Here is a 23,657-nt window from a genome sequence, read left to right on the forward strand (position 1 = left end):
AAGCTGGCGGATTGGTGATTACTTGGAAACGGTCCCGAGCCTGAACTTGAAGGATGCGTCCAATGTGGAATCCACGCCCTTCACGTTTTTCCCTGAAACGGCCACCTGGGCTCCCTGCAGCAGCGGCAGGGTGGAAATGTCCTTGGCCAGTTGGTTTTGAATGTCCTGGATAGTCTTAACACGCTCCGATTTGTCGGCAGTGACCAACTGCTTGGCAATCAGCGCTTCGACGTCGGTGTTGGAGTAGTGGTTGTTGAAGAAGCCGCCCTTAGGGAAGAAGGGGTCAGGTAGTTGTCCGCATCACTGAAGTCCGGGAACCAGCCAAGCTGGAAGACGGGGTAGCTGTCCTTCTTCGATGCCGAGTTGTAGGTGACCCACTCGGTGGACTGCAGATCTACGGTAAAGAGGCCGCTCTTCTCCAATTGGTCCTTGACCATGGCATATTCGTCACCCGAGGACTTGCCATAGTGGTCCGGGTTGTACTGCAGTTTGAGATTGACCGGACCGCTGATGCCGGCGTCGCTGAGGACCTTCTTCGCCTTGTCCAGGCTCGGCTTGCCGCTTCCGTCGCCGTACGCCTGCTTGAAGGATTCGTTGGCGCCGAGGAAACCGGACGGAACATTGGACCACATGGGCAGATAGGTGCCCTTGTAGACCTGGTCGGAAATGGCCTGGCGGTCAACGAGGTTGGCCATGGCCTGCCGCACGGCCAGCGCCTTCTTAGGATCTGCTTCGGGAGTCTTGGCGCCGAAGGGCATGGTGTCGAAGTTGAAGACGATGTACCGCATCTCGCCGCCGGGGCCGACGTTGACCTTGACGTTGGAGTCCTTTTTGAGGTCGTCAATGTCCGTGGCGCTGAGGCTGCGGTTGGCAACGTCGATCTGCCCACCCTTGACTTCCAGCTTCATGTTGGTCTGGTCGGTGTAGTACTTAATGGTGGCGCCGGAATTGGCCGGTTTGCCGAGGACACCGTCGTAATCGGGCCAAGCCGTGAGGCTCACCAGCGTGTTCTTGTTGTAGGAGTCGATAACGTACTGGCCGTGGAAGGCCTTGGCCTTGACGATCTCCTCGTCACTGAGGAGTTTGTCCGCCGGGAAGACTTCATCGTCAACAATGGGGGCCGCGGGACTTTGCAGGATCTGGGTGAAGGTCTGATCGTTGGCCTGCTTGAGGGTGAACACCACTGTGGTGGCATCCGGGGTGGCAATGGACTGGATGTTGGTCAGCAGGGATGCAGGCCCGTTGGGATCAGCGATCTTGACCTGGCGGTCGAACGAAAACTTCACGTCTTTGGAGTCCAGTACGTGCCCATTGGCCCATTTAAGGCCGCTCTTCATCTTGACCGTGAATTCCGTGGGTTTAGTAAAGGAACCCGATTCGGCCAGGTCCGGTGCAGGTTCGGCGCCGCCGGGCTTGGAGTTCATCAGGAAGGAGTAGATCTGGTTCATCACCATGAACGAACCGTTGTCGTACGACCCCGCCGGGTCCAGGGCAGTGACTTTGTCGGTGGTGCCGTAAGCAATGATGCTGCCTGCACTTCCCGATGCTGTGCTGCTTCCGCCTCCGGACGGGCCTGTGCAGGCCGTCATTGCCAGCGCGGAAATGCCTGCCAGCGCGATCGCGCCATGCAGGGCTTTGTTGCTCTTCGTCATCTGTGAGCTTTCTGTCCGATGAGAACGTGCGCTCCGGGCACATGGGCGTGTGTGCCCCTGCCCCGGAGCACAGGGCTGATCCCTAGATTCAATCAGAGAGTCAGCCCTCGGGACGGCCAATTTGTGAGTTGAAACACAAAATTTATCTCATTGGTACCCCTGCCCACTGGTCGGACTGCGGATGCAGGCGCCTGAGGGACAGGAATCGGCCGGAAACGCCAAAGCACCGCCCCGGCGACAACCGGGACGGTGCTTTGGGATGGTGTGGCTAGAGCGCGGCGCGCTGCAGCGACCGGGCGGTGTCGATGGTGGCCTGGCCCAGTACCCGGCTGCCCTGGTAGAGCACCACTGTCTGGCCGGGGGCCACCCCCTCAGGGGCGTCACCAGCCGGACCACCAGCTGGCCTCCGGCTCCGTCCGTGGCAGGCTCCATCCTGGCAGTGGCCGGCACCGGGTCCCCGTGCGCCCGGACCTGGGCGTAGCAGTCGAACTCAGCTCCCGTTTTCACCTCGGCGATCGGAAGTCCCGCCCAGGACACCTTGATGCCGCGGATCTCGTCGATCGCCAGCAGCGCCTCGGGACCCACCACCACCTTGTTTTCCTTGGGCCGAATTTCCAGGACGAAGCGGGGCTTGCCGTCGGCAGCGGGAGTTCCGAGTTTTAGTCCGCGCCGCTGGCCGACCGTGAACGCGTTGGCTCCCGGGTGCTCCCCCACCTTCGCGCCGGTCTCGTCGACAATGTCGCCGGTGGTCATGTCGATTTTTTCCGCAAGCCAACCCGCCGTGTCGCCGTCGGGAATGAAGCAAATGTCATGGCTGTCCGGCTTGTTGGCGACAGACAGGCCCCGCCGCTCCGCTTCGGCACGCACCTCGGCCTTGGACGGGGTGTCGGCCAGCGGGAACATGGAGTGCTTGAGCTGTTCGTGGGTGAGGACGCCAAGGACGTAGCTCTGGTCCTTGGCCCAGTCCGCGGCGCGGTGCAGTTCCCGGTTACCGTGGGCGTCTTCGATCACCTTGGCGTAGTGGCCGGTGCACACGGCATCAAAGCCCAGGGCGATGGCCTTTTCCAGCAGGGCCGCGAACTTGATGCGTTCGTTGCAGCGCATGCAGGGGTTGGGCGTCCTGCCGGCCGCGTATTCATCGATGAAGTCCTGGACGACGTCTTCCTTGAAGCGCTCCGAGAAATCCCACACGTAATAGGGAATGCCCAAAACGTCGCAGGCGCGCCAGGCATCCCGGGAGTCCTCAATGGTGCAGCAGCCGCGGCTGCCCGTGCGCAGGGTGCCGGGCATGCGCGAGAGGGCCAGGTGGACGCCGACGACGTCGTGCCCGGCCTCCACCGCGCGGGCGGCGGCAACAGCGGAGTCCACTCCGCCGCTCATGGCTGCTAGTACTCGCATGCTGGCCTTCTGTTGGGGGATATGTTCTTCCGGGCCGGGCTGGGACCCACCGGCAGCGGAAACGATCTTCGCCTATCTATTCTACGGTGGCAGGCAAATCGGCCGGCACGATCCAGGCCGGTATGGGCACGAAGAACGTCGGGTGGCGCGTTCACACGCCGCGCAGCGCCTGCCGCGCCACGGTTCCTGCTGTCTGAATGGAGGACTCGTGCCCGGCCATGCCGGCCTGGCGGGCCCGCGCATAAGCCTCCGGAAGCGCCCTCAGCAAAGCATCAACGTCGGCCTCGGTGGACGCGTGCCCCAGGCTGAAACGCTGGGCTCCGCGTGCCGTTTCCTCGTCCAGGCCCATGGCGAGCAGCACGTGGGATGGCCGCGGCACGCCGGCGGTGCACGCCGAGCCGGTGGATGATTCGACGCCGGCCAGGTCAAGAAGGAACAGCAGCGAGTCACCTTCGCAGCCGGGGAACGTGAAATGGGCATTGCCTGGCAGCCGGCCGCCGTGGGGTGCCCCGCGGAGGACGGCCTCCGGAACGCTTTCCCGGACGCCCTCGATCAGGCGGTCACGCAGTGCGGCAATCCGCGCCGCTTCCGCCGGCAGCCCGGCGGTGACGGCCTCCGCGGCGGCAGCGAAGGCAGCGATGGAGGCGGTGTCCAGCGTGCCGGAGCGGACATCACGTTCCTGGCCGCCGCCGTGCTGTACCGGCGTCAGTTTTACAGCGCGGCCCAGCAGGAGTGCGCCCACGCCCACCGGGCCGCCGATCTTGTGTCCGGAGATGGACATCGCGTCCAGGCCCGATTCCTTGAAGTGCACCGGGACGGAGCCGAATGCCTGGACGGCGTCCGAGTGCACGGGGACGCCGGCGGCATGGGCCAGCTCAACCACCCGGTGGATGGGCTGGATGGTGCCCACCTCGTTGTTCGCCCACATCACGGTCACCAGGGCCACGGCGGCGGGGTCGCGCGCGAGCTCGGCTTCGAGGACGTCGAGGTCCAGGACACCCTTGCCGTCCACCGGCAGCCAGGTCACGTCGGCACCCTCGTGGCGTTCGAGCCATTCGACGGTGTCCAGCACCGCATGATGTTCGACGGCGGAGCAAAGGATGCGGCGCCGGTGTGGGTCCCCTGCCACGCGGGACCAGTACATGCCCTTCACTGCGAGGTTGTCCGATTCGGTGCCTCCGGAGGTGAAAATTACCTCGGAGGGGTGGGCTCCCGCGGCCGCTGCGATCACCTCGCGCGCATCCTCAACGGCACGGCGCGCCCGGCGTCCCGATCCATGAAGCGACGACGGGTTCCCGGTCCGGGCCAGTTCACGCGTCAGGGCGGCGAGCGCCGCTGCGGACAGCGGAGTGGTGGCGGCATGGTCGAGGTAGGCGGGCATCCTCCAATTCTATCGTGGCCTGCCGCCGCATCCCCGGGGAGCCGGTCAGTCCCCGCCGGTAATCCTCGCGCAGCAATGGCCGGCGCCGGCAGCCGGGGCAACGCGCTCTTCCGGACTGCCACACCCCACCGCGGCCCCGCGCAGGAAGGCGCCGTTCATATCGCACACCACTGCCGCATGTGCCCGCGACAGGCGGTGGAACGGGCAGTTGGGAAGCAGGTAACCGCCCTCGCCGTCGTGCTCTGGCTGGTAGCCCGATTCGGTCAGGAACTCTTCCAGGTCCCCCGCCGCTTCCGCCAGTTCCCGGCCCTTCAGGAAGGCGGCCGCGCGGAGCGACTCAGCCACAGGCGCGCCGTCGGCCTGGGATGCTTCGATGGCGGTCGCCATGAGTTCCCCGGCGAGGTCATAGTTCCGGTCCGGCACCGACGCGCCGATTTCACTCCCCACTGTCCGGTACATCTTGGCGGGGCGGCCGGAGCCCGGTCCCGTCCTTCCTGCGGGCTTGTGGAACTCCACGGCCAGCAAACCGTCCTGGACCAGCCTGTCCAGGTGGAATGACACTGTGCTGCGGGCCATGCCTGCGGCCTCGGCAACATCGTCGCGCCCCAGCGGCCGTGGTGATGATGCCACGAGCTCGAAAAGATGCAGCCTCTTGGCGTCCGTCAGCGAGGCAACGGCAGCAATCCTGTCAGCCCAGGGAAGTCGGTACATAATGCCCACCAATCCAAAGTCAAGATCTATTGATTATAGAACGTGCGCTTTCTAAAATGGGCATACCTACTTTTAGAAGGAGAACACCATGAAATCAGCGTCGGCAGTGCGGGCCCAGCACGCATCAACCACCATGCCGGCGGCCCGGCAGGCGTTCGTGCTGCTGCGTACCGTCTTCACCGTTGCTCCGGTCCTTTTCGGCCTGGACAAGTTCACGAACATCCTGACTGACTGGACCATCTACCTGGCGCCCCAGGCAACAGCGGTGGTGCCGCTGCCGCCCCAGACCTTCATGTACATCGTCGGCGCAGTGGAGATCATCGCGGGCATCGTCGTGGCTGTCCGGCCGAAGTATGGTTCGCTGCTCGTGGCGGCGTGGCTGGCAGGGATCATCGTCAACCTGCTCCTGCTGGGAAGTTTCTACGACGTGGCCCTCCGGGACTTCGGGCTGCTGGTCGGCGCGCTGGCCCTTAACCGGCTGTCGATGGGGACCAGCCGAACTGCTGCCTGACGCCGCTGGCGCCGGCCAGGCGCAAGCACTACAGACAGCGCACAGCATTACTCACGGCGCGGAGCGTTGTGCACACCCAAAGCCGCCGGCAGCTGAGCCCTCCAGCCGCCGGCGGTTTTACGAGCCGGACCCCGCGCCCCAGCCCTGCAACAGGGCCCGTGCATGCACGCTGTCCGGGCTCAAGCAGACGGAGGCAGCAACGGCAGGTAGCGGACCACCTCGTCGCGCGCCGTGGCCAAGGTGGCCGGATCCGGGCAGGACACGGATATATAGGCCGAGGAGCCTGCGGTGCCGAAGACCCTCGCCAGCACGGCGGTGGACCTTCCGCCGGGAGCCGTCTGCTCCAGTGCCAGCACTTCCACATTCTTGCCGGGAGCCTCGGGGGTACCACCCCACCGCAAAGTCCCGGTCTTCAGGTACGAGGGCTGGATGGTGGCGTCCAGGTACTGGAAAAGGGCGACAGACGATTCACGGTCATCGCCGCGGACCAGCGGCCCCTGGCCCGTACTGACCCGTGCGGCGACAACGCACCCATCCGCCTTAACGTATTCGCTGGCGCCCGACACGTTGTCCTTGGTGACCTTCCAGCCGGGCACGTCCTTCAGCCCGTCAGAAATTCCCACCGGCACCCCGGGCGCCAAGGTGCCACCGGCGGCAAGGGCAGGTCCCGTCCCGCCACTGCAGCGGCGTCGTGGCCCGGGGTGATGGTTGGCGTGGACAGAACGGGCGTGCTGGCAGGGGCAGCAGGCACGGAAGGATCCCGGACGTCCACGCTGCAGCCGCCAAGAAGCACCGCAACCAGGCCTGCAATGGCGGGCTGCACTCCCCGGTTCCATGCCCTGCCGGCCCGTCCCGCCGTCGTCGGCATATCCGTCTCCAGTCCGTCGCATCCCCTTCGGCCGGTGTCCGGCCGCGCAGGCAAGAGTCTAGACGCCGTCCGCCGGGAACCTGGAAGCCCCGGACATTCGTTGTTACGGCAGGCCCATCAACCGTGCTGGCTAGACTGGGCGGGCACTTTGCTTTCCCTGCGGAGAATTAAGACGCCGCGCATCAAGAAAAGGAAGATCTTGACCGAGAGCAGCAGCTCCCACTACCAGGTCCTTCGCGTGGCCGTCACCGCCACCGAAAAGGAAATCAAGGTGGCGTACCGGCGCGCTGCCAGGGCGGCACACCCGGACCACGGGGGTGACGCCGCAACCTTCCGCCGGGTGACCGCCGCGTACGAGACCCTCATCGATCCGCAGCGCCGGAAAGCCTACGACCGCACCTATGGCGCGGGTGCGGTCCGTGACACGTCCGACGGCGGCGCCCACTTTGATGCGCCCGCCGCCGGAAGCCGGGCCTCTGCCACCGTCCGCAGGCCGGACAACGGCAGGAACACCGCAGGCGACCCGCCGGTCTACGTTCCGCCGTACGAGGCAGCCGGCTCCGCGGTCCCGCTCATTCCCCTTGCCCAGGCCCGCCAACAGGTACACGGGATGCCGCGGAAACGGGGTATCTTCGGTGCCGAGGCCCGCATCCAGCGCGAGATGCGCACCGTTCAGCTGCTGACCCGGCAGGTGCTTCCGGCCATCCCGGCCGCGCGGCTCATCAACGGCCTGCAGTCGCCCGCGGACAACAGCCACATCGACCACGCGGTCCTGTCCGGCTACCGGCTGGCCCTGGTCAACTCCATGCTGCTGCCCAAGGGCGCCTATGCATGGGACGGCCGGACCCTCAACCACGGCGGCCGCGCGGTGGCACCACCGCAGCTCGCCCGCGTGGTGTGGGCCATGCAGGACATCTTTCCCGAGCTGAACGTCACCGGATGGACCGTGGTGCACAGCCCGGACGGCAACCTCCACGAACCCGTGATCGACCACCACCGGCGCCCCGCGGGCGCCCTGGAGACCGTCCAGATCGTCAATGCCGCCGGCATGGTGCGCGGCCTGAAGGAGTTCCTGGCATCGGGCCCTGCCCCGAACACCGTCAACGTTCCGGTCCTCGCAAGGCTGCTGCGGGGAATGCACTAAGAACGGATCGCTAGGATGGGGAGGTGTTCCGCATCCTTTTCCATGCCCCAGAAATCCCCGGCAATACCGGCAACGCCATCCGCCTTGCCGCAATCACCGGCGCAGAGCTGCACCTTGTGGAACCCCTGGGGTTCGACTTCTCTGACGCAAAACTCCGCCGGGCGGGCCTCGACTACCACGACCTCGCCGTCGTCACTGTGCACAAGTCGATCGAAGCCGCCTGGGAGCACCTTCAGCCCGGGAACGTTTACGCCTTCACCTCTGACGGCACCACCAGCTACACGGACATCACCTACCGTCCCGGTGATGTACTGATGTTCGGCCGTGAATCCGTGGGACTGCCGGCGGAACTGAAGACCGATCCCCATGTAACGGCCACCGTGCGCCTGCCCATGCTGCCGGCCCTGCGTTCCCTGAACCTCGCAAACGCCGCCTCGATTGCCGTGTATGAGGCCTGGCGCCAGCAAGGTTTTCCGGGGGCCAGGCTGTAGCAGTCGTCCGGACCGGCGCCCCCTCCCAGGAGCCATGCAAATTCTTCAGCCGCCGTCCCATCCGCCCCGCCTCCGGCCTCGAATGACTCTTGACGACATTCGAGCGGAGCAAGGAGCGGCAGGTGACACTACTGGAGTCAGGATCCAGGCAGGCAAGCCGCAACCGGCACGGCAGTGCTCAGGATTCGCCGCCCGGAGACTTATGCTTGGACTTAATGGAAACTCCCAACGCGCCAAATTCCGAGGGCTCCGCCGCGGTGACTGACCCGCCGGCAGACCTCAGCCAACGCCTGTCAATCCTGCTCGCGGGCATCGCCCGCGGAGACCAGGCGGCGTTCGCCGAGTTCTACCAGTTGACGTCCCGCAGGGTCTTCGGCATGGCACGGCGCGTCCTGATCGATCCCGAACTCAGCGAGGACACCACCCAGGAGGTCTTCCTGCAGGTCTGGCAGAACGCGGCGAAGTTCGATCCGCAGGCAGGGAGCCCGCTTTCCTGGCTGATGACCATCTCGCACCGGCGGGCCGTGGACAAGGTGCGCTCGTCGCAGTCTTCCACCGACAGGGAAGCCAGGTACGGGGCCAGCACGCAGGACATCGACCACGACAGTGTTTCCGACGAAGTGGGCAGCCGGCTTGAGGCTGAGGCGGTGGTCCGCTGCCTGGGGACGCTGACCGAAACACAGCAGGAATCCGTGCGCCTTGCCTACTACGGCGGCCTCACCTACCGGGAGGTCGCCGAACGGCTGAACGCAGCCGTGCCCACCATCAAGTCCCGCATCCGCGATGGACTGATCCGATTGAAGACCTGTTTGGGGGTGAGTTGAGATGAGCGGTATGGACGAAGGGCGCAGTGGACGTTCGGGTTCCTTCGGCGACGCTGTCGCCATGGACCTTGCGTCAGGCCGCGCCGTTGACCTGGCCGAGCTCTACGCCCTGGATGCGGTCACGGAGCAGGAACGCGACACCATTGACCAGTACATCTCCTCGGCCCCGGCAGCGGAGCGCCTGGCCTTCCTGGACCGCGTCCGGCAGTCCCGCGAGGCGCTGGCGCGCACTTTCCGGGTGGAGGAAGAACCCCCGTCGGACCTCTTCGAGCGGATCATTGCGCAGCTTCCTGCCCAATTCCCCGGGCAGGAGGGGCTGCCCGGTGGAGCCGTACCGGCCGCAGGCACCCCGCCAACCCCATTTGAAGGCAAGCCTGCAGGGCCGGAAGCACGCGATGAGCTGGCGCAGGCCCGCAAGCGCCGGGAGGACCGGCGCGGCGCTTCCGGCGCCCGGCGCTGGCTGGTCGGCGTGGCAGCTGCAGCAGCCATTGCCCTGGGCGGCGTGGGCGTTGGCGCCTACATTGCCGACCAAAACGATCCGGTCAACCAGGTGGCCAGGGCCGGGGACCTGCGCGAAGCTTCCGTGAACGTGGTGGGCGGCGGCAAGGCCACCCTCCTGATTTCAGCGTCGGAGGACGCGGCCGTAGTGAAGATGAGCGGCGTGCCCGCTCCCCCGGCGGGCAAGGTCTACCAGATGTGGCTGATCCCCAAGGACGGCTCCGCACCGGTGTCGCAGGGCCTCATGGACGAACAGGCCCTGTCCAAGCCTGCGGTGGTCCAGGGCATCCACTCGGCCGCTTCACTGGGAATCACAGTTGAGCCGGCGGGCGGGTCCAAGGCCCCCACCCTGCCCACGGTGGCGGCAGCCCCGCTGGGAGCCTGACCCGGCCCCGGCATCAGCCGTCAAACAGTAAAGCGCCCCCGGTTCCTTCCTGAGGAAGGAACCGGGGGCGCTTTCCAACTCAAAAGCCTGCGATGGTCCCGGGCCCGTTGATTGCCACCACGTGGAAGGCTTCCGCGCTGTGCCCCTCCGGCAGCCCGGCCCGTGCGGCATTGAGCCGCATACCCTGCCGGACGGCGGCTTCCATGGCAGCCACGTCAGGATGCTGGCTGACGTGGACATGGATGGCGGCCAGCTTGGCGTCCACCTGGGCGGTGACGTCCACGAAGTGGTTCTCCCGTTCCTCGGGTCCGGCGTAAAGCCACAGCCACGGCAGCTTGTAGGCTGCCAGGCCGGCTTCGGCCAGTTCCGGGTAGGCGAACGGGTTCTCGAGCGCGGGATACACGGCACGTGTTACCGCTTCCCCACGGCCAGGTGGTCGGGATGGCTCTTTTGGATCCGCTGCCAGTTCCGTTCCGGATGCATGGCGAGGACGACGTCGGGACGGAGTTCCCGGATCAGCCGCACCACCCCTTTCATCACCTCGTGCGACGGCTCGAGGTACCCGTCCCGCTGGTGAAGGTAGTGGATGTCGGTGACGCCCACCAGTTCCGCGGCACGGCGCTGCTCGGCGTCGCGCATGGCGATGATGTCCGCGCGGTGCGCCGGGTCGAAGCCGCCGGCGTCGCCGTCGGTCATGATGCAGTAGCTGACCTCCACGCCGGCCGCCGTCCAGGCGGCAACGGTGCCGGCTGCGCCAAAATCGATGTCGTCAGGGTGGGCCGCAAAACAGAGCACCCGCCCAACCCGGTGTATGTCCGGGTTGAACGGGCTCCCTGCCTGCCCGTGGGAGGCAGTCAACGATTCAGCCTTTTCGCTTCTTGATCTCGGCGGTGGCCTGCGGGAGGACTTCGAACACATCGCCGATGATGCCGAAATCCGCAATCTCGAAGACCGGGGACTCGGCATCCTTGTTCACGGCAACGATGACCTTGGACGTCTGCATTCCGGCTTTTTGCTGGATGGCGCCGGAGATGCCTGCGGAGATGTACAGCTGCGGGGAAACTGTCTTGCCGGTCTGCCCCACCTGGGCATCGTGGCTGATCCAGCCCGCGTCCGTGGCGGCACGGGAGGCGCCCACGGCGGCACCGAGGGCATCGGCCAGCTCTTCCACCGGGCCGAAGTCGCCGTCCATGCCGCGTCCGCCGGCAACCACGATCCGTGCGTCCGTGAGGTCGGGCCGGCCGCTGGCCACCTTCTGCTCACGGGCCGTGATCCGGGCGGCTGCAGCCACCGCGGGGACCTCAACCGTCGCGGTTTCGGGCGTTGTGGGTGCAGGGGCAGGTTCCGGGGTGACGTTGTTGGCCTTCAGGGTCAGCACGGAAACCGGGGTGGTGGCTTTGCAGTCCGTGTTGTACGAGCCGGCCAGGACGGACTTGTGGGCAGTGCCGTCCGGGTCCACGGCCACCACGTCAGTAATGACCCCGGCGTTCAACCGGATAGCCGCCCGCGCCGCGATCTCCTTGCCTTCGGGCGAGTTGTCCAGCAGCACGATGCCAGCGCCGCTGGCTTCAGCCGCGGCGGCCACGTAGGCGGCCTTGGGTGCCACCAGGAAGTCATCCAGGTCCTGGGCAGACGGGCGCAGGATGCTTTCCACGCCGTATTCGGCGAAGGTGGCTGCGGCGCCGTCGGAAAGGTCTCCGTTGAGCGCCACGGCGCCCCCGCCCAGGGAACGGGCCAGGGTCAGCAGCTCAAGGCTGCTCTTCTTGAGCGATTCGCCGGGGTTGTCGATGAATACGAGTACTTTTGCCATGTCGATGTCCCTCTTAGAGCAGCTTCTGGGCGGCCAGGAAGTCAACCAGCTTGATGCCGGCGTCGCCCTCGTCGGTGATGATGGTCCCTGCAGTCCGGGGCGGCCGCTGTTCCGCGCTGGCCACGCTGGTCCAGGAACCGGCGAAGCCGACCTGGGCGGGGTCCACACCGATGTCGGCCAGGGACAGTGTGGTGATGCTCTTGCGCTTGGCTGCGATGATTCCCTTGAAGTTGGGGTACCGGGGCTCGTTGATCTGGTCCGTCACGGATACGACGGCGGGCAGCGGCGCCTCTACGGTCTCCGAGGAGGTGTCGGCGTCGCGGCGGGCCGTCAGCCGGCCGCCGTCGACCTCCAGCGTGGAGGCAAAGGTCACCTGGGGCAGCCCGAGCCGCTCCGCCAGCTGCGCCGGGACAAGCGAGGTTTCACCGTCGGTGGAGGCCATGCCGGTGATGACCAGGTCCACGTCGCCCAGGTGGCGGACGGCCGCTGCGAGCGCAAGCGACGTGGCCGCGGCGTCCGAGCCGGCCAGGGCGTCGTCCGTCAGGTGAACGCCCTCGGTGGCGCCCATCTGCAGCGACTTCTTGACGGCGTTGACGGCTCCGGAGGGTCCCATGCTCAGGGCGATGACCTGGTTGCCCGCTTTGCTCCCGCCCCTCGCCTCGGCCAGCTGCAGCGCTGCCTCGAGGGCGTACTCGTCAAGCTCGGACAGAATGCTTTCGTCGCGGTCCACCGTGTTGCCCTCACCGTTGAGATGACGGTCGAACTGGGCGTCCGGTACATGTTTGACCAGGACTACGATCTTCAATGTCTCTTCCACTGTGTTTACAGCAGCCTTCCATGCTTGTGGACAGCCAGCCGGGTGGGTCATGGCCGCGGAATGCCCGGCAGGCGGGTAGCTCCTAGCTAACCATATCGGCGCGCCCCTGCGCCCTCTTCCGTTAACGCCTGTGTCAGGCCCTCACCGTGGCTCAGCATGACGACGGCGGCGCCCCCTTGGATGGGAACGCCGCCGTCGTCATTGCTGCACGATGTTGCTGCCTGGCCTCAGCTGGCTGCGGCACCCAGCGTGACGTCGAATGTCTGTTCCTTGCCGCTGCGCTGGACCGTGATCTTCACGGTGGAGCCCGCCGGCTGTTCGCGGACGGCCGCGGTCAGCTGGTTCGGTTCGCCGATGGTGAGGTCGTTGAACTTGGTGATGACGTCACCGACCTTGATACCGGCTTTTCCTGCGGCAGAGTTGGGGTCAACGGTTGCCACGTCGGCCCCCACCGAGAATTCGGAGGAGGCACCCGACGTCTTGGCCTTGACGCTGACACCCAGCTGGCCGTGCGAGGCCTTGCCGGTGTCGATGATTTCCTGGGCGACGCGCTTGGCGTTGTTGATCGGGATGCTGAACCCCACGCCGATGTTGCCGCTCTGGGAAGTGGACGTCCCGGAGCCCGCGGAAGCAATGGCGACGTTGACGCCGATGATCTCGCCCTTGCTGTTCACCAGGGCGCCGCCGGAGTTGCCAGGGTTGATGGCAGCATCAGTCTGGATGACGTTGATGGCGATGGATCCCTCGCCCGCGCTTTGCTGGCTCTGGCCGCCGCCCGGAGGGGCGAACTGGAAGCCCTGGTCGCCGCCCTGGCTGTTGTCGCCGCCCTTCGGGGCTGCGGACGATGCAACGCTGATGGTCCGGTTGAGCGTGGACACGATGCCGTCCGTGACCGTTCCGGTCAGCCCCAGCGGAGAACCGATGGCGATGGCCGTATCACCCACGTTCAGCTTGGAGGAATCACCCAGGGTGGCAGGGGTCAGGCTTGACGTGTCGTCCACCTTGATGACGGCGAGGTCGGACAGGGGGTCGGTGCCCACCAGCTTTGCCGTCAGGACCTTTCCGTCACTGGTCCGGATTTCGAGGGTGGCATTGGCGGTCTGGCCATCGAGGGTCACCACGTGGGTGTTGGTCAGGATGTGGCCTTGGTCGTCAAGGACGATGCCCGAACCCGTGCCCCCTGAGCTGCCGCTGGTGGCACTGATGGTGACGACGCTGGGCGAGGCCTTCACGGCAGCCGCGGTAATGGCGTTGACGTCGTCCTTGTTGTTGACGATGACCGTACCGGGCTGGCTGTTGCTGCCGACGGTTGAAGTGCTGGACCCGGTGTTCCCAAACAGTTCGCCGGCACCCACCGTAGCCACGCCGCCTCCCACAAGGCCTGCTGCGAGGATGCTGGCCACGAGGGTACCGACGCCAAAGGTTGCCTTCCGGCGCGGCGCGTCCTTGGGATTGGGGGTGTAGCCGGCGCTGCCGTTCGGCGTGCCGGGGCCCCCGCCGTGAACGGGCTGGCCATCGTGGTGCTGCTGCTGGCCGTAATGTCCGGACTGGCCGTAAAACGGCTGGCGCTGCGGATACACCGGACGTGGAGCTCCGGGCAACTCCTGGGTGTGGTCGCGCTGCTCCGCACCGCTGTAGCCGCCGGGCTCCTGGTCCGCGGTCCCGTTCCCATTCCCATACTGAGTGGCCACCTGCCGGTCACCGGGCTGCTGCGCGTCCTGCTGCTGGCCCTGCCGCTGCCACGGGTTCCGGTTGCCCGCGTGGCTGTCCTCCGGGACCGGTCCTGGGGTTTGATTCTCAGTCATGGGACTTCCTTTCATCCTCGTCTGCCATTAACTATGGACCGTCCCGCTGGAACAAGCTCGGATGTTTGCTGAGAGCTTCCTGAACGTTCCGGTCATGTCCTTCTGGAGGGCGGGGCGTTTCGCTGGGGGCATATTCGCCGTCATGGACTGGCTGTGGGGTGCACCATAGAATCAAAGATGAATTGCCACAGCGACCTGCGGCTTCACACCAAGCGTGGGGGCGCTGTTGGATTCGACGACTGATTCGTCCCGAATCGGTGTCAGGCGTGCTGAAGGGTTGCACATGCGGTCAAAGTTCAAACGTTTCCTCGCCGTGATCGGCCTTGCCGGGCTGCTGGCGGTACCCGCCGGCGCCGCCTGGGCCGAAAACCCGGTCACCATCCCCTCCGGCACCAACATTGTTGATGACGCGAACGTCCTGGGCAGCCGGAAGGGCGAGGTCCAGGACGCCATCCAGAAGCTGCTGAAGGACCACAAGTACAACCTGTACGTGGTCACGGTTAAGTCGTTCGAGAACCCCACTGATCCCGCAGCCTGGAGCAATGCGGTGGCGCAGGCCAAGGGAATGGGCAAAGCAGACGCCATTCTTGCCATCGCCACCGAGCAGGGCAAGTACTACTTCTCGCCCAATTCCGCCAGTTCCATTTACTCCAAGCGCAGCAACATCACCCAGAACGCTGTCGCCGCCAACCTCGGGGCGGGCAAGCGCGACTTCGCGCAGGCTGCCATAGATACCGCCTCAGCCATCGGCGATGCTGCCGGCGGCGGCAGCGGCAATGTGCCATCCGGTGACGGGGCCGGCGCGGGCATCCTGGTGGGTGCCGGCGTGGTGGTGGCCGGCGGCGGCGCGTACCTGTATTACCGGAACCGGCGAAAGAAGGCCGCCGGCAAGGACGCGTCCAGTGGAAGCTACGGCCCCCAGGGCGCAGAACTGGACCCGCTGGCGTCACTGAGCGTGGAGGAACTCCGCCGGAAGAGCGGATCCCTGCTCATCGAAGCGGATGACGCCATCAAGTCCAGCGAGCAGGAACTCGGCTTTGCCCAGGCACAGTACGGTGATGCCGCCGTCGGAAACTTCACCAAAGCTTTGGCGGAAGCGAAGGCCCACATGACGGAGTCCTTCAAGCTTCAGCAGCAGCTGGACGACCACATTCCGGACACCGAGGAGCAGCAGCGGACCTGGCTGGGCGAGATCATCCGGCGCTCGGAAGCCGCCCTGGCCTCCCTGCAGGAGCAGAAGGCCGACTTTGACTCCCTGCGTGAGCTGGAGAAGAACGCACCGCAGGCCCTTGCGGCGGTCAACAACGGAGCCCGCGAAGCGGACGCCAAGATCGCCAGCGCGGAGCAGTCCCTTGCCGCCATGCGGTCAAAGTACGCCGACAGTGCGCTGACCCAGGTCTCGGACAACATCGTGCAGGCCAAGGAACGGCTGGCGTTCGTCCAGAACGCCTCCGAAACCGCGCAGCAGAAGCTCGGCGAGGGCGAGAGCAGCCTGGCGGCAGTGGCCGTTCGCGCAGCCGAAGAAAGCCTGCACCAGACCAACGTCCTGCTGGATGCCATCGCCAAGGTCGCCGCCAATCTCGACCAGGCCCGCAACGGCCTCGAAGCGGCGGTGGTGGATACGTCCCAGGACCTGGCCCAGGCAAAGGCCATGATCCAGTCCGGCACCCACGCCGAACTGGCCGGTCCAGTGGCAGCGGTGGAGGCCGCCCTTGCCCAGGTGAAGACCGAAATCCAGGGCGGAAAGATTGACCCCATCGCCACCCTGCAGAGGGTGGAAACCGCGCACCAGTCCCTGGACCAGGCCCTGACCGGGATCCGGGACCAGCAGGAGCAGGCCCGCCGCGCACAGGCGTCGCTGCAGCAGACCATCATGTCCGCCCAGGCCCAGATCAGTGCCACCTCCGATTACATCACCGCGCGCCGCGGCGGGGTGGGCACCGAGGCACGCACCAGGCTTGCGGAGTCGCAGCGGAACCTCGACTACGCACTCTCCATTGCCCGCACCGACCCCGTCACCGCGCTTACCTACGCGCAGCAGGCCCACGCCCTGGCAGCACAGGCCGCACAGCTGGCCCAGGCCGACGTCGAGCATTTTGACGGCTATGCCAACCAGGGCTTCGGCCGTGGCGGCATGTTCGGCGGCGGAGGCGGCGGCGGACTGGGCGGCGCCATCCTGGGCGGCATCCTGATCAACTCAATCCTCAACGGTGGCCACGGCGGCTGGGGCGGCGGCGGCTGGGGTGATGGCGGTGGAGGCGGCGGCTTCGGCGGGGACGGCGGCTTTGGCGGCGGTGATTTCGGCGGCGGAGACTCCGGCAGTTTCTAAACACTTCCGTCGGAACACGCTGGAGAACCCGGCGGGCGGACAGAAGCACGACACCACTGTTCACGGACGTCAGTGGTCAACACAGAGCAGGACGAAAGGCAAACACCATGGTTAAGCAGTCCATTTTCGGCCGGATCGCGCAGCTGGCAAAGGCCAATATCAACTCCTTGCTGGACAACGCCGAGGATCCGCAGCGGATGCTGGACCAGATGGTCCGCGACTACACCAACAACATCGCCGAAGCCGAGTCCGCCGTGGCGCAAACCATCGGCAACCTCCGCATGCTGGAAGACGACTACAACGAAGACGTCAAGAACGCCCGCGACTGGGGGAACAAGGCACTGGCCGCCTCCCGCAAGGCTGACGAGTTCCGCGCCGCCGGCGACGTCGCCGACGCCGAGAAGTTCGACAACCTGGCAAAGGTCGCCCTGCAGCGGCAGATGGCGGCCGAGAACGAAGCCAAGGGCGCAGAGCCGAGCATCGCCTCCCAGCGCGAGGTGGTGGACAAGCTGAAGACCGGCCTGGACCAGATGAAGAACAAGCTCAACCAGCTGACCAGCAAGCGCAACGAACTGGTGGCCAGGTCCAAGACGGCAGAGGCGCAGTCCCAGGTGCACGACGCCATCAAGAGCATCGACATCATGGACCCCACCAGCGAAGTGGGACGCTTCGAAGAAAAGATCCGCCGCGAAGAGGCCAGGGTCCGCGGCCAGGAGGAACTGGCAGCGTCCAGCCTGGATGCCCAGTTCAACCAGCTGGAGGACCTTGGCGAGCAGACGGAGATCGAGGCCCGGCTGGCCGCTTTGAAGGCCGGCGGCGCCAAACCTGCCCTCGGCGCCGCCAACGCCGCGGAGTCCGAGGCAACCGTGGAGGAAGCGGACTTCGACAAGCTCTAAGGCCAGCCAGCACCACACAGTCGAAACCAGGCGGTGGCCGGGACCCCGTGGTCCCGGCCACCGCCATGTCCGCAGTGTGTAGCGTGGTGCCATGACCTCCTCTGAAGAGACCGCCCTGGTCTGGCTGCGCGATGACCTTCGCCTGGATGACAACCCCGCCCTCAACTCCGCCGCCGCGCTGGGCCTGCCGGTGACAGTGGTGTACGTCCTGGATGAAGAATCTGCGGGCATCCGGCCGCTGGGCGGTGCAACCCGGTGGTGGCTGCACCACTCACTGGCACGATTGGCTTCCTCCCTCGAGGCCCGCGGCTCGCGGCTGCTCCTTCGCCGGGGGCCGGCCGGGCGGGTGATTAAGGAAGTGGCTGTGCACGCCGGGGCAACGCACTTGTTCTGGAACCGGCGGTACGGTCAACCCGAGCGCAGCATCGACGCCGCGGTCAAGGAGTGGGCCGGGGAGAACGGCCTGGAGGCGTCAAGCTTCCAGGCAAACCTCCTGTTCGAGCCCTGGACGGTCAAGACCGGCTCCGGCGGCCCCTACAAGGTGTTCACTCCTTTCTGGCGGGCATGCCTTGCCGGCCAGGAGGTCCGGGACCCCCAGGAGCCTCCGGCCCGGATCCCGGGACCCCCTCAAGGCGGCCGTCTCCAGGCCGGCGACGACCTCGACAGCTGGCGGCTGCTCCCCTCCTCCCCCGACTGGAGCGGCGGCCTCTCCGCCACCTGGACTCCCGGCGAGGAAGGCGCGCGCCACCGGCTGGCGGACTTCCTGGACGGCCCTGCCGAGGAATATGGAACCGGACGGAACCTGCCCGGCATCGAGGGAACCAGCCGTCTGTCACCCCACCTGCGTTTCGGCGAAGTCAGCCCGTTCCGGGTGTGGCGTGAGATCCGCCAACGTTTCCCGCATAAGGTGCCGGCCGACGTCGGAATTTTCCGCTCGGAGCTTGGCTGGCGGGAATTCTGCTGGCAGCTGCTGTACAACAACCCGGACCTGGCCACCCGCAACTACCGGGCCGAATTCGACCGGTTCGCCTGGCAGCAGCCGGGCAGGAGTGAGCTCGCGGCCTGGCAGCAGGGACGCACGGGTTACCCCCTGGTGGACGCCGGGATGCGGCAGCTCTGGCAGACCGGCTGGATGCACAACCGGGTGCGGATGGCCGCGGCCTCGTTCCTGGTGAAGAATCTGCTGGCCGACTGGCGGATTGGAGAGCAATGGTTCTGGGACACGCTGGTGGACGCCGACGCCGCCAGCAATCCGGCCAACTGGCAGTGGGTGGCCGGTTCCGGCGCGGACGCGTCGCCGTACTACCGGATCTTCAATCCCGTCACCCAAAGCAGGAAATTCGACGCCGGCGGCCGGTACCTGCGCGAGTTCGTTCCGGAGCTCGCTGACCTGGACAACAAGTCCATCCACGAGCCCTGGAAGACCGGGGTCCCGGACTACCCGGAACCCCTTGTGGAGCTTCCTCAGTCCCGGGAACGGGCGCTGGCTGCCTACCAGCAGCTCAAGGACGGCTGAGCCGCCCCGGCTGTGGGGTGCCGGGTGGCCTTAGCGGCTGACCTTGCCCATGAGGGAGGCGATGGGCCGCAGGAAGACCGGGCGGGCCAGGAACCACGCGGCCGCCATGACGGCCACGGAGGCCAGGAACACCCAGAAGCCGAACCAGCCGTCGTCGTCCCGGACCCCGTACATGTGGTTCAGGTTCCGCAGTGCACCCGTGGTGAGCACCAGGAAGACGTGGACCACGATGAAGGCCACGAAGTAGATCATCACCGGGAAGTGCACGGCGCGGGCCCATTCGATCGGGTAGGCCTTGTTCAGGCCGGCAGCCTTCTTTGGCCAGGCGGAGGACATCCGCAGGCCCGTGATGAACGCCAGCGGAGCGGCGAGGAAGACCGTCACGAAGTAAGCCAGGAGCTGCAGCGCGTTGTAGTTGATCCAGCCGTCTTCCGTGGGCCAGTCCAGCGAGGCGTATTGCAGCGCGGCCGACAGGGCGTTGGGGATGACGTCCCAGCTGGTGGGGACGATGCGCATCCATTGCCCGGTGGCGAACAGCAGCACGGCAAAGACGAGCCCGTTCAGGATCCACAGGGCGTCCAGCGTCAGGTGGAACCACAGTTCAAGGCTGATCTTGGTGGGCGCGTTCCTGGTGCGGATCAGGCCCTTGTTGTTCCGGGTCCAGTGCCCGCTGGGCCGTGTAGTGGTCCGCACCTGCCATCCGGTGCGGATGATCAGGAGCAGGAAGAAGGCGTTGAGGAAGTGCTGCCAGGCGAGCCACGCGGGGAATCCCACCGGGGCGCCGGCCGGCAGTGCCGACTGGCCCGGGTAGTCGGTGACAAAGGACGCGACGGCGGGCAGTCCCACGACCAGCCTGGCCGCCAGAACCACCAGGACCAGCGCCACGAGGACAGCAGGAACCGCCCAGTAGAGCCGGGACCGCTTACCCGTCGCGGCGCCGGGTTTCTTCGTGGGTGTGGCCATCGAACAACATACCTCTCAAGAATGACTGGGGCAGCCCGCAGATCGCGGGACCCTTCGAAAGAGAATACTAGGAACTGTGCGCATCCAAGGAAAAGAAAGACCCCGGCCGGCGTAACTGCCGGTCGGGGCCTTCATAAGTTGCGGGGACAGGATTTGAACCTGTGACCTCTGGGTTATGAGCCCAGCGAGCTACCGAACTGCTCCACCCCGCGTCGCTTGATCAACACTACCCTACTTTCACGGCCGGCCTGACCACACTTCCACCAGGCCCCCTTGGGGTTCGACGACGGTCCCGGCGGCTCCAGCGGAGAAAGCAAAAGGCCCGGACATTGTTTCCAATGTCCGGGCCTTTCCTCAGTTGCGGGGACAGGATTTGAACCTGTGACCTCTGGGTTATGAGCCCAGCGAGCTACCGAACTGCTCCACCCCGCGTCGCAAGAACTACTTTACCGGGAGGTGAACCGCAGGCCAAATCGAAGCGGCGTGACGTCCGTTACGCCGGCCCGGCACCTTGCCCCCATGGGGCTCGGATGCCGGGCTGCCGCCGTCGTGCTGCTGTGCCCGTCCTGCTACCGGCCCGCTGACGGGGACGGCGTTGCCGAGGGTGAGCTGGAAGCAGCGGGGGCCGGGCTTGCCTCCGGAGCGGTGACCGGGATCTTGGCCTCTGCGTCCATCGCCTTCTTCAGCGCGGCCGCCACCTTCTTCTGCGCCTCGCCATAGGCAGCGAAGTCGCCTGCCGCCAGTGCCGACTGGCCGGACTGGATGGCCGCATTCGCCTCGTCCAGGGCCGCCTTCAGCTGGGCCTTCGCGTCCGCTGCGGCCGGTGTCGCAGGCGCTGCCGGGCCGGCCGGCACCTGGCCGTTGTTGGCGGAGTCACCCGCTGCTGCACCGGAGTCACCACCGAATAGCTGCTTGAGGGCCGCGTCAAGCGTTGGCGCGAAGCCCACCTTGTCCCCGAAGGCCACCAGCACGCGTTGCAGGGTGGGATAGGACGTCTCACCGGTGGACTTGAGGTAGACAGGCTGGACGTAAAGGATGCCGCCGCCGACGGGCAGGGTGAGCAGGTTGCCGTTCAGCACGTCCGACGCACCCTGCCGCAACAGGTTCAGTGCCTGCGAAACAGTGGGATCGGAGTTGAACTTGTTCTGCGCCTGGCCCGGACCGGGCACCTGCGTTTCCGGCGGGATCTGCAGCAGCCGGAGCTTGCCGTAGCCGTCCGCCTTCACACCGGCCTGGTTCCCGGCATCCGAGTCAGCGGCGAGGAACCCGTACAGGACGTTGCGGGCATTGCCGTTGACGATCTGCGGGATGAACGAGGACGTCAGCTGGAACGCAGGCTTCTGCTGGTCCGGCATCTGCAGCGACATGTAGAACGGCGGCTGCTTCACGTCCGTATCCACCGTGGGATCGGCAGGTACGCTCCATGCGTCGTTGTTCTTGTAGAAGCTGGTGGGATCCGTCACGTGGTACTGCCCCAGCAGCTCACGCTGGACCTTGAAGAGGTCCTCCGGGTAGCGGACGTGGCTCATCACCGCGCCGGACATCTCCGAGTACGGCTTCAGGGATGAGGGGAAAACCTTCTGCCAGGCCTTGAGGACCGGGTCCGTGTCGTCCCAGGCATAGAGGGTGACCGAGCCGTCGTAGGCATCCACAGTGGCCTTGACCGAGTTGCGGATGTAGTTCACCGTGCTGTTGGGCAGGGCCACGGCGCGGCCGGAGCTGGTCTGCGAATCAGTGGTGGCATCCGAGAGCTGCTTCTGCTGCGAGTACGGGTAGTACTGGCTGGTGGTGTAGCCGTCCACGATCCATTTGACCCTGCCGTCCACCACGGCCGGGTAAGCGCCGCCGTCAACGGTCAGGTAGGGTGCCACCTTCTGGATACGCTCGCGGGGGCTGCGGTCATACAGGATCTGCGACGCCGGGTTCACGCCGTCCGAAAGCAGCAGGTCCGAGGACTGGAACTTGATGGCGTAAAGGATCTTGTTGAAGAAGGATCCAACATTGGGCCCCCCGTTCCCCTTGAACGTGTACTGGGTTTCGCCCTCCCCTTCCTTGCCGGAAGGGCGGTCCTGCTCGCGCGGGGTGGCGCCGTCGGGTGCGCCGACAATCGAGTATTCGGGCGAGGACTCGCCGAAGTAGATCCGCGGCTCGTAGGTTGTATCGTTGCCCAACACGCCGGTGGACGGAATGCCGGACTGGAGGAATTCAGGCTTGCCGTCAACCGTGAACTTGTTGCCCTTGGCCGCCACAACCCCATAGCCGTGGGTGTACACCACATGCTGGTTCAGCCAGCCCTGCTGGTTGGTTGCCACGTTCGTGGGATTCAGTTCCCGCACGGCGATCACGGTGTCCTGGATCTTGCCGTCCACCTCGTAGCGGTCCACATTGAGGGCCTTGGGGAACTGGTAGTACGGGCGGTACTGCTCCAGCTGAGCAAACGCGTCCGAAATCAGGTTCGGGTCCAGGAGGCGGATGTTGGCAGTGGTCTGGGCGTCCGGCGCCAACGCGCCGGTACTGGCCGTGTTGGTGGCGTCGTACCGGGTTTCCTGAATGCCGTCCAGGCCGTAGGCCTTGCGCGTGTTCTCGATGTTGCGCTGGATGTATTTGCTTTCCAGCGTCTGCTCGGACGGGCGGACCTGGAACTGCTGGATCACCCAGGGATACACGCCCCCGGCCAGGATGGAGGTGATGATCAGCATGGCGGTACCGATCACCGGAAGGCGCCAGCGGCCAATCACGGCGGCCACGATGAACAGGATGGCCACCAGCACGGCAGCCACGGCGAGGATGGCCTTGGTGGGGATGACGGCGTTGACATCCGTGTAGAGGGCGCCGGCCCAGCGGCCGCCGTTGCTCTGGACGGAAGAGTAGCGGTCCAGCCAGAAGTTGACGCCGAGGAGCACCAGGAAGGCGGCGCCGGTCACGGCGATGTGGATCTGTGCCGCGCGGCTGGTGAACACGCCGCGCTCCATCAGCCGGATGCTGCCGTACAGGTAGTGGGTGAGGATGCCGGCGATGCCCGCAATCACCACCACGCTGATCAGGAACCCGGTCACAAAACCGAGGAACGGCAGGGTCATCAGGTAGAAGCTGATGTCCATGTTGAACTGCGGATCGGCCTCGCCGAAGCCAACCTGGTTGAAGAACAGCAGGACCTTCTGCCACTGGCTCGCCGCAGCGCTGCCCGCAAACAGGCCGAAGAGGACCGGCAGGCCCACCATGACGATGCGCCGGACCGGCTCCAGCTGCGCCTGGTACCGGTTGAGGTTGTCCCTGATTTCAGAGTCCGGCGCGTAGACCGGCCGGGCGTTGTAGGCAATGCGGATCGAAAAGAAGACAGCCGCGAACATGATGGCGAAGCCGGCCACGAAGGTGGCGATCTTGGCGAGGTTCTCGGTGACGAAGACTTCGATGAAGCCCAGTTGCCGGTACCAGAGGACGTCGGTCCAGACGTTGGCGAAGAAAATGAAGCCCACTACCACCAGGGCGACAATAATCAGGGTGGGCGTCAGCACGCCGCGTCGTGAAGGGGGCCTGCCGGTGGACATGGTGCTGGCGGGACGGGACAAACTGGGTACCTCATAGCTGGTCGTCGAAATATTCGAAGCGTGCGAGCGACGTACGGTACCGGTCAAACGGCTGGTTTCGTCCGTCAACT

Annotated in this window: 16 protein-coding genes, 2 tRNA genes and 3 pseudogenes; 8 read left to right on the top strand and 13 right to left on the bottom strand. The window is 65.9% G+C overall.

Annotated features, from left to right (window positions below; genetic code table 11):
- Positions 1 to 18: 18 nt before the first annotated feature.
- The 4 genes and pseudogenes from OUO20_RS09980 to OUO20_RS09995 form a co-directional block, all read right to left on the bottom strand.
- Positions 19 to 1,652, bottom strand: a pseudogene (locus OUO20_RS09980) (ABC transporter substrate-binding protein).
- A 268-nt stretch (positions 1,653 to 1,920) separates the two neighbouring features.
- Positions 1,921 to 3,050 (bottom strand): annotated as a pseudogene (mnmA, locus tag OUO20_RS09985) (tRNA 2-thiouridine(34) synthase MnmA).
- Positions 3,051 to 3,201: 151 nt separating this feature from the next.
- The gene (locus OUO20_RS09990; protein WP_268003322.1) at positions 3,202 to 4,431 is read right to left on the bottom strand and encodes a cysteine desulfurase family protein; all 1,230 of its coding nucleotides are present in this window, start codon (positions 4,429 to 4,431) and stop codon (positions 3,202 to 3,204) included.
- 45 nt (positions 4,432 to 4,476) lie between these two features.
- A complete protein-coding gene (locus tag OUO20_RS09995; protein WP_268003323.1) occupies positions 4,477 to 5,142 on the bottom strand; it encodes a helix-turn-helix transcriptional regulator in 666 nt (221 codons plus the stop codon).
- A gap of 88 nt (positions 5,143 to 5,230) precedes the next feature.
- Between OUO20_RS09995 and OUO20_RS10000 the strand changes: the two genes are divergently transcribed.
- Positions 5,231 to 5,653: a hypothetical protein gene (locus OUO20_RS10000; protein WP_018768531.1), complete on the top strand. Its 423-nt coding sequence runs from the start codon at positions 5,231 to 5,233 to the stop codon at positions 5,651 to 5,653.
- Positions 5,654 to 5,832: 179 nt separating this feature from the next.
- Here OUO20_RS10000 and OUO20_RS21500 read toward each other — a convergent pair whose 3' ends face one another.
- On the bottom strand, positions 5,833 to 6,276 hold the full coding sequence (locus tag OUO20_RS21500) for a hypothetical protein (RefSeq protein WP_326498085.1): 444 nt from the start codon (positions 6,274 to 6,276) through the stop codon (positions 5,833 to 5,835).
- A 444-nt stretch (positions 6,277 to 6,720) separates the two neighbouring features.
- On the opposite strand from OUO20_RS21500, the gene OUO20_RS10010 reads away from it, so the two are divergent.
- The 4 genes from OUO20_RS10010 to OUO20_RS10025 all read left to right on the top strand — a co-directional run bounded on the left by OUO20_RS10010 (position 6,721) and on the right by OUO20_RS10025 (position 9,863).
- Positions 6,721 to 7,665, top strand: coding sequence for a J domain-containing protein (locus tag OUO20_RS10010; protein WP_018768533.1), 945 nt, complete (start codon positions 6,721 to 6,723; stop codon positions 7,663 to 7,665).
- 23 nt (positions 7,666 to 7,688) lie between these two features.
- Complete coding sequence (locus OUO20_RS10015) at positions 7,689 to 8,156, top strand: tRNA (cytidine(34)-2'-O)-methyltransferase (protein ID WP_018768534.1); 468 nt, start codon at positions 7,689 to 7,691, stop codon at positions 8,154 to 8,156.
- Between the two features lie 215 nt (positions 8,157 to 8,371).
- A complete protein-coding gene (locus tag OUO20_RS10020; RefSeq protein WP_018768535.1) occupies positions 8,372 to 8,980 on the top strand; it encodes a sigma-70 family RNA polymerase sigma factor in 609 nt (202 codons plus the stop codon).
- Between the two features lie 10 nt (positions 8,981 to 8,990).
- Positions 8,991 to 9,863, top strand: coding sequence for an anti-sigma factor domain-containing protein (locus OUO20_RS10025; RefSeq protein ID WP_018768536.1), 873 nt, complete (start codon positions 8,991 to 8,993; stop codon positions 9,861 to 9,863).
- Between the two features lie 79 nt (positions 9,864 to 9,942).
- Here the strand turns inward: OUO20_RS10025 and OUO20_RS10030 are convergent.
- From OUO20_RS10030 to OUO20_RS10045, 4 genes and pseudogenes are all read right to left on the bottom strand, one after another.
- A pseudogene (locus tag OUO20_RS10030) lies at positions 9,943 to 10,721 on the bottom strand (PIG-L deacetylase family protein).
- Between the two features lie 4 nt (positions 10,722 to 10,725).
- Positions 10,726 to 11,673 (bottom strand): electron transfer flavoprotein subunit alpha/FixB family protein, encoded by a 948-nt coding sequence (locus OUO20_RS10035; protein WP_018768538.1) that lies wholly within the window; start codon positions 11,671 to 11,673, stop codon positions 10,726 to 10,728.
- A gap of 13 nt (positions 11,674 to 11,686) precedes the next feature.
- Positions 11,687 to 12,478, bottom strand: a complete 792-nt coding sequence (locus OUO20_RS10040) for an electron transfer flavoprotein subunit beta/FixA family protein (RefSeq protein WP_018768539.1) — start codon at positions 12,476 to 12,478, stop codon at positions 11,687 to 11,689.
- 239 nt (positions 12,479 to 12,717) lie between these two features.
- Positions 12,718 to 14,295: a S1C family serine protease gene (locus OUO20_RS10045; RefSeq protein ID WP_268003324.1), complete on the bottom strand. Its 1,578-nt coding sequence runs from the start codon at positions 14,293 to 14,295 to the stop codon at positions 12,718 to 12,720.
- 283 nt (positions 14,296 to 14,578) lie between these two features.
- On the opposite strand from OUO20_RS10045, the gene OUO20_RS10050 reads away from it, so the two are divergent.
- The 3 genes from OUO20_RS10050 (at position 14,579) to OUO20_RS10060 (ending at position 19,036) form a co-directional block, all read left to right on the top strand.
- Complete coding sequence (locus OUO20_RS10050) at positions 14,579 to 16,624, top strand: TPM domain-containing protein (RefSeq protein WP_268003325.1); 2,046 nt, start codon at positions 14,579 to 14,581, stop codon at positions 16,622 to 16,624.
- A 107-nt stretch (positions 16,625 to 16,731) separates the two neighbouring features.
- Positions 16,732 to 17,520: a PspA/IM30 family protein gene (locus OUO20_RS10055; protein WP_018768543.1), complete on the top strand. Its 789-nt coding sequence runs from the start codon at positions 16,732 to 16,734 to the stop codon at positions 17,518 to 17,520.
- A 91-nt stretch (positions 17,521 to 17,611) separates the two neighbouring features.
- Positions 17,612 to 19,036: a cryptochrome/photolyase family protein gene (locus OUO20_RS10060; RefSeq protein WP_268003327.1), complete on the top strand. Its 1,425-nt coding sequence runs from the start codon at positions 17,612 to 17,614 to the stop codon at positions 19,034 to 19,036.
- A 30-nt stretch (positions 19,037 to 19,066) separates the two neighbouring features.
- Here the strand turns inward: OUO20_RS10060 and OUO20_RS10065 are convergent, their stop codons facing one another.
- The 4 genes from OUO20_RS10065 to OUO20_RS10080 form a co-directional block, all read right to left on the bottom strand.
- The gene (locus OUO20_RS10065) at positions 19,067 to 19,999 is read right to left on the bottom strand and encodes a cytochrome b/b6 domain-containing protein (protein WP_268003328.1); all 933 of its coding nucleotides are present in this window, start codon (positions 19,997 to 19,999) and stop codon (positions 19,067 to 19,069) included.
- A 138-nt stretch (positions 20,000 to 20,137) separates the two neighbouring features.
- A tRNA-Met gene (locus OUO20_RS10070) sits at positions 20,138 to 20,211 on the bottom strand.
- 146 nt (positions 20,212 to 20,357) lie between these two features.
- Positions 20,358 to 20,431 (bottom strand) — tRNA-Met (locus OUO20_RS10075).
- 137 nt (positions 20,432 to 20,568) lie between these two features.
- Positions 20,569 to 23,547: a UPF0182 family membrane protein gene (locus OUO20_RS10080; RefSeq protein WP_268003415.1), complete on the bottom strand. Its 2,979-nt coding sequence runs from the start codon at positions 23,545 to 23,547 to the stop codon at positions 20,569 to 20,571.
- Positions 23,548 to 23,657: the final 110 nt, after the last annotated feature.

The organism is Arthrobacter sp. FX8, assembly GCF_026723805.1.
Classification (GTDB): Bacteria; Actinomycetota; Actinomycetes; order Actinomycetales; family Micrococcaceae; genus Arthrobacter.

Excerpts from the sequence above, each read along its gene's own strand:
- OUO20_RS10080 (WP_268003415.1), bottom strand. The coding sequence starts at position 23,547 with ATGTCCACCGGCAGGCCCCCTTCACGACGCGGCGTGCTGACGCCCACC.
- OUO20_RS10060 (WP_268003327.1), top strand. The coding sequence starts at position 17,612 with ATGACCTCCTCTGAAGAGACCGCCCTGGTCTGGCTGCGCGATGACCTT.
- OUO20_RS09995 (WP_268003323.1), bottom strand. The coding sequence starts at position 5,142 with ATGTACCGACTTCCCTGGGCTGACAGGATTGCTGCCGTTGCCTCGCTG.
- OUO20_RS10055 (WP_018768543.1), top strand. The coding sequence starts at position 16,732 with ATGGTTAAGCAGTCCATTTTCGGCCGGATCGCGCAGCTGGCAAAGGCC.
- OUO20_RS10050 (WP_268003325.1), top strand. The coding sequence starts at position 14,579 with ATGCGGTCAAAGTTCAAACGTTTCCTCGCCGTGATCGGCCTTGCCGGG.
- OUO20_RS10045 (WP_268003324.1), bottom strand. The coding sequence starts at position 14,295 with ATGACTGAGAATCAAACCCCAGGACCGGTCCCGGAGGACAGCCACGCG.
- OUO20_RS10020 (WP_018768535.1), top strand. The coding sequence starts at position 8,372 with ATGGAAACTCCCAACGCGCCAAATTCCGAGGGCTCCGCCGCGGTGACT.
- OUO20_RS10035 (WP_018768538.1), bottom strand. The coding sequence starts at position 11,673 with ATGGCAAAAGTACTCGTATTCATCGACAACCCCGGCGAATCGCTCAAG.
- OUO20_RS10065 (WP_268003328.1), bottom strand. The coding sequence starts at position 19,999 with ATGGCCACACCCACGAAGAAACCCGGCGCCGCGACGGGTAAGCGGTCC.
- OUO20_RS09990 (WP_268003322.1), bottom strand. The coding sequence starts at position 4,431 with ATGCCCGCCTACCTCGACCATGCCGCCACCACTCCGCTGTCCGCAGCG.
- OUO20_RS10000 (WP_018768531.1), top strand. The coding sequence starts at position 5,231 with ATGAAATCAGCGTCGGCAGTGCGGGCCCAGCACGCATCAACCACCATG.
- OUO20_RS10025 (WP_018768536.1), top strand. The coding sequence starts at position 8,991 with ATGGACGAAGGGCGCAGTGGACGTTCGGGTTCCTTCGGCGACGCTGTC.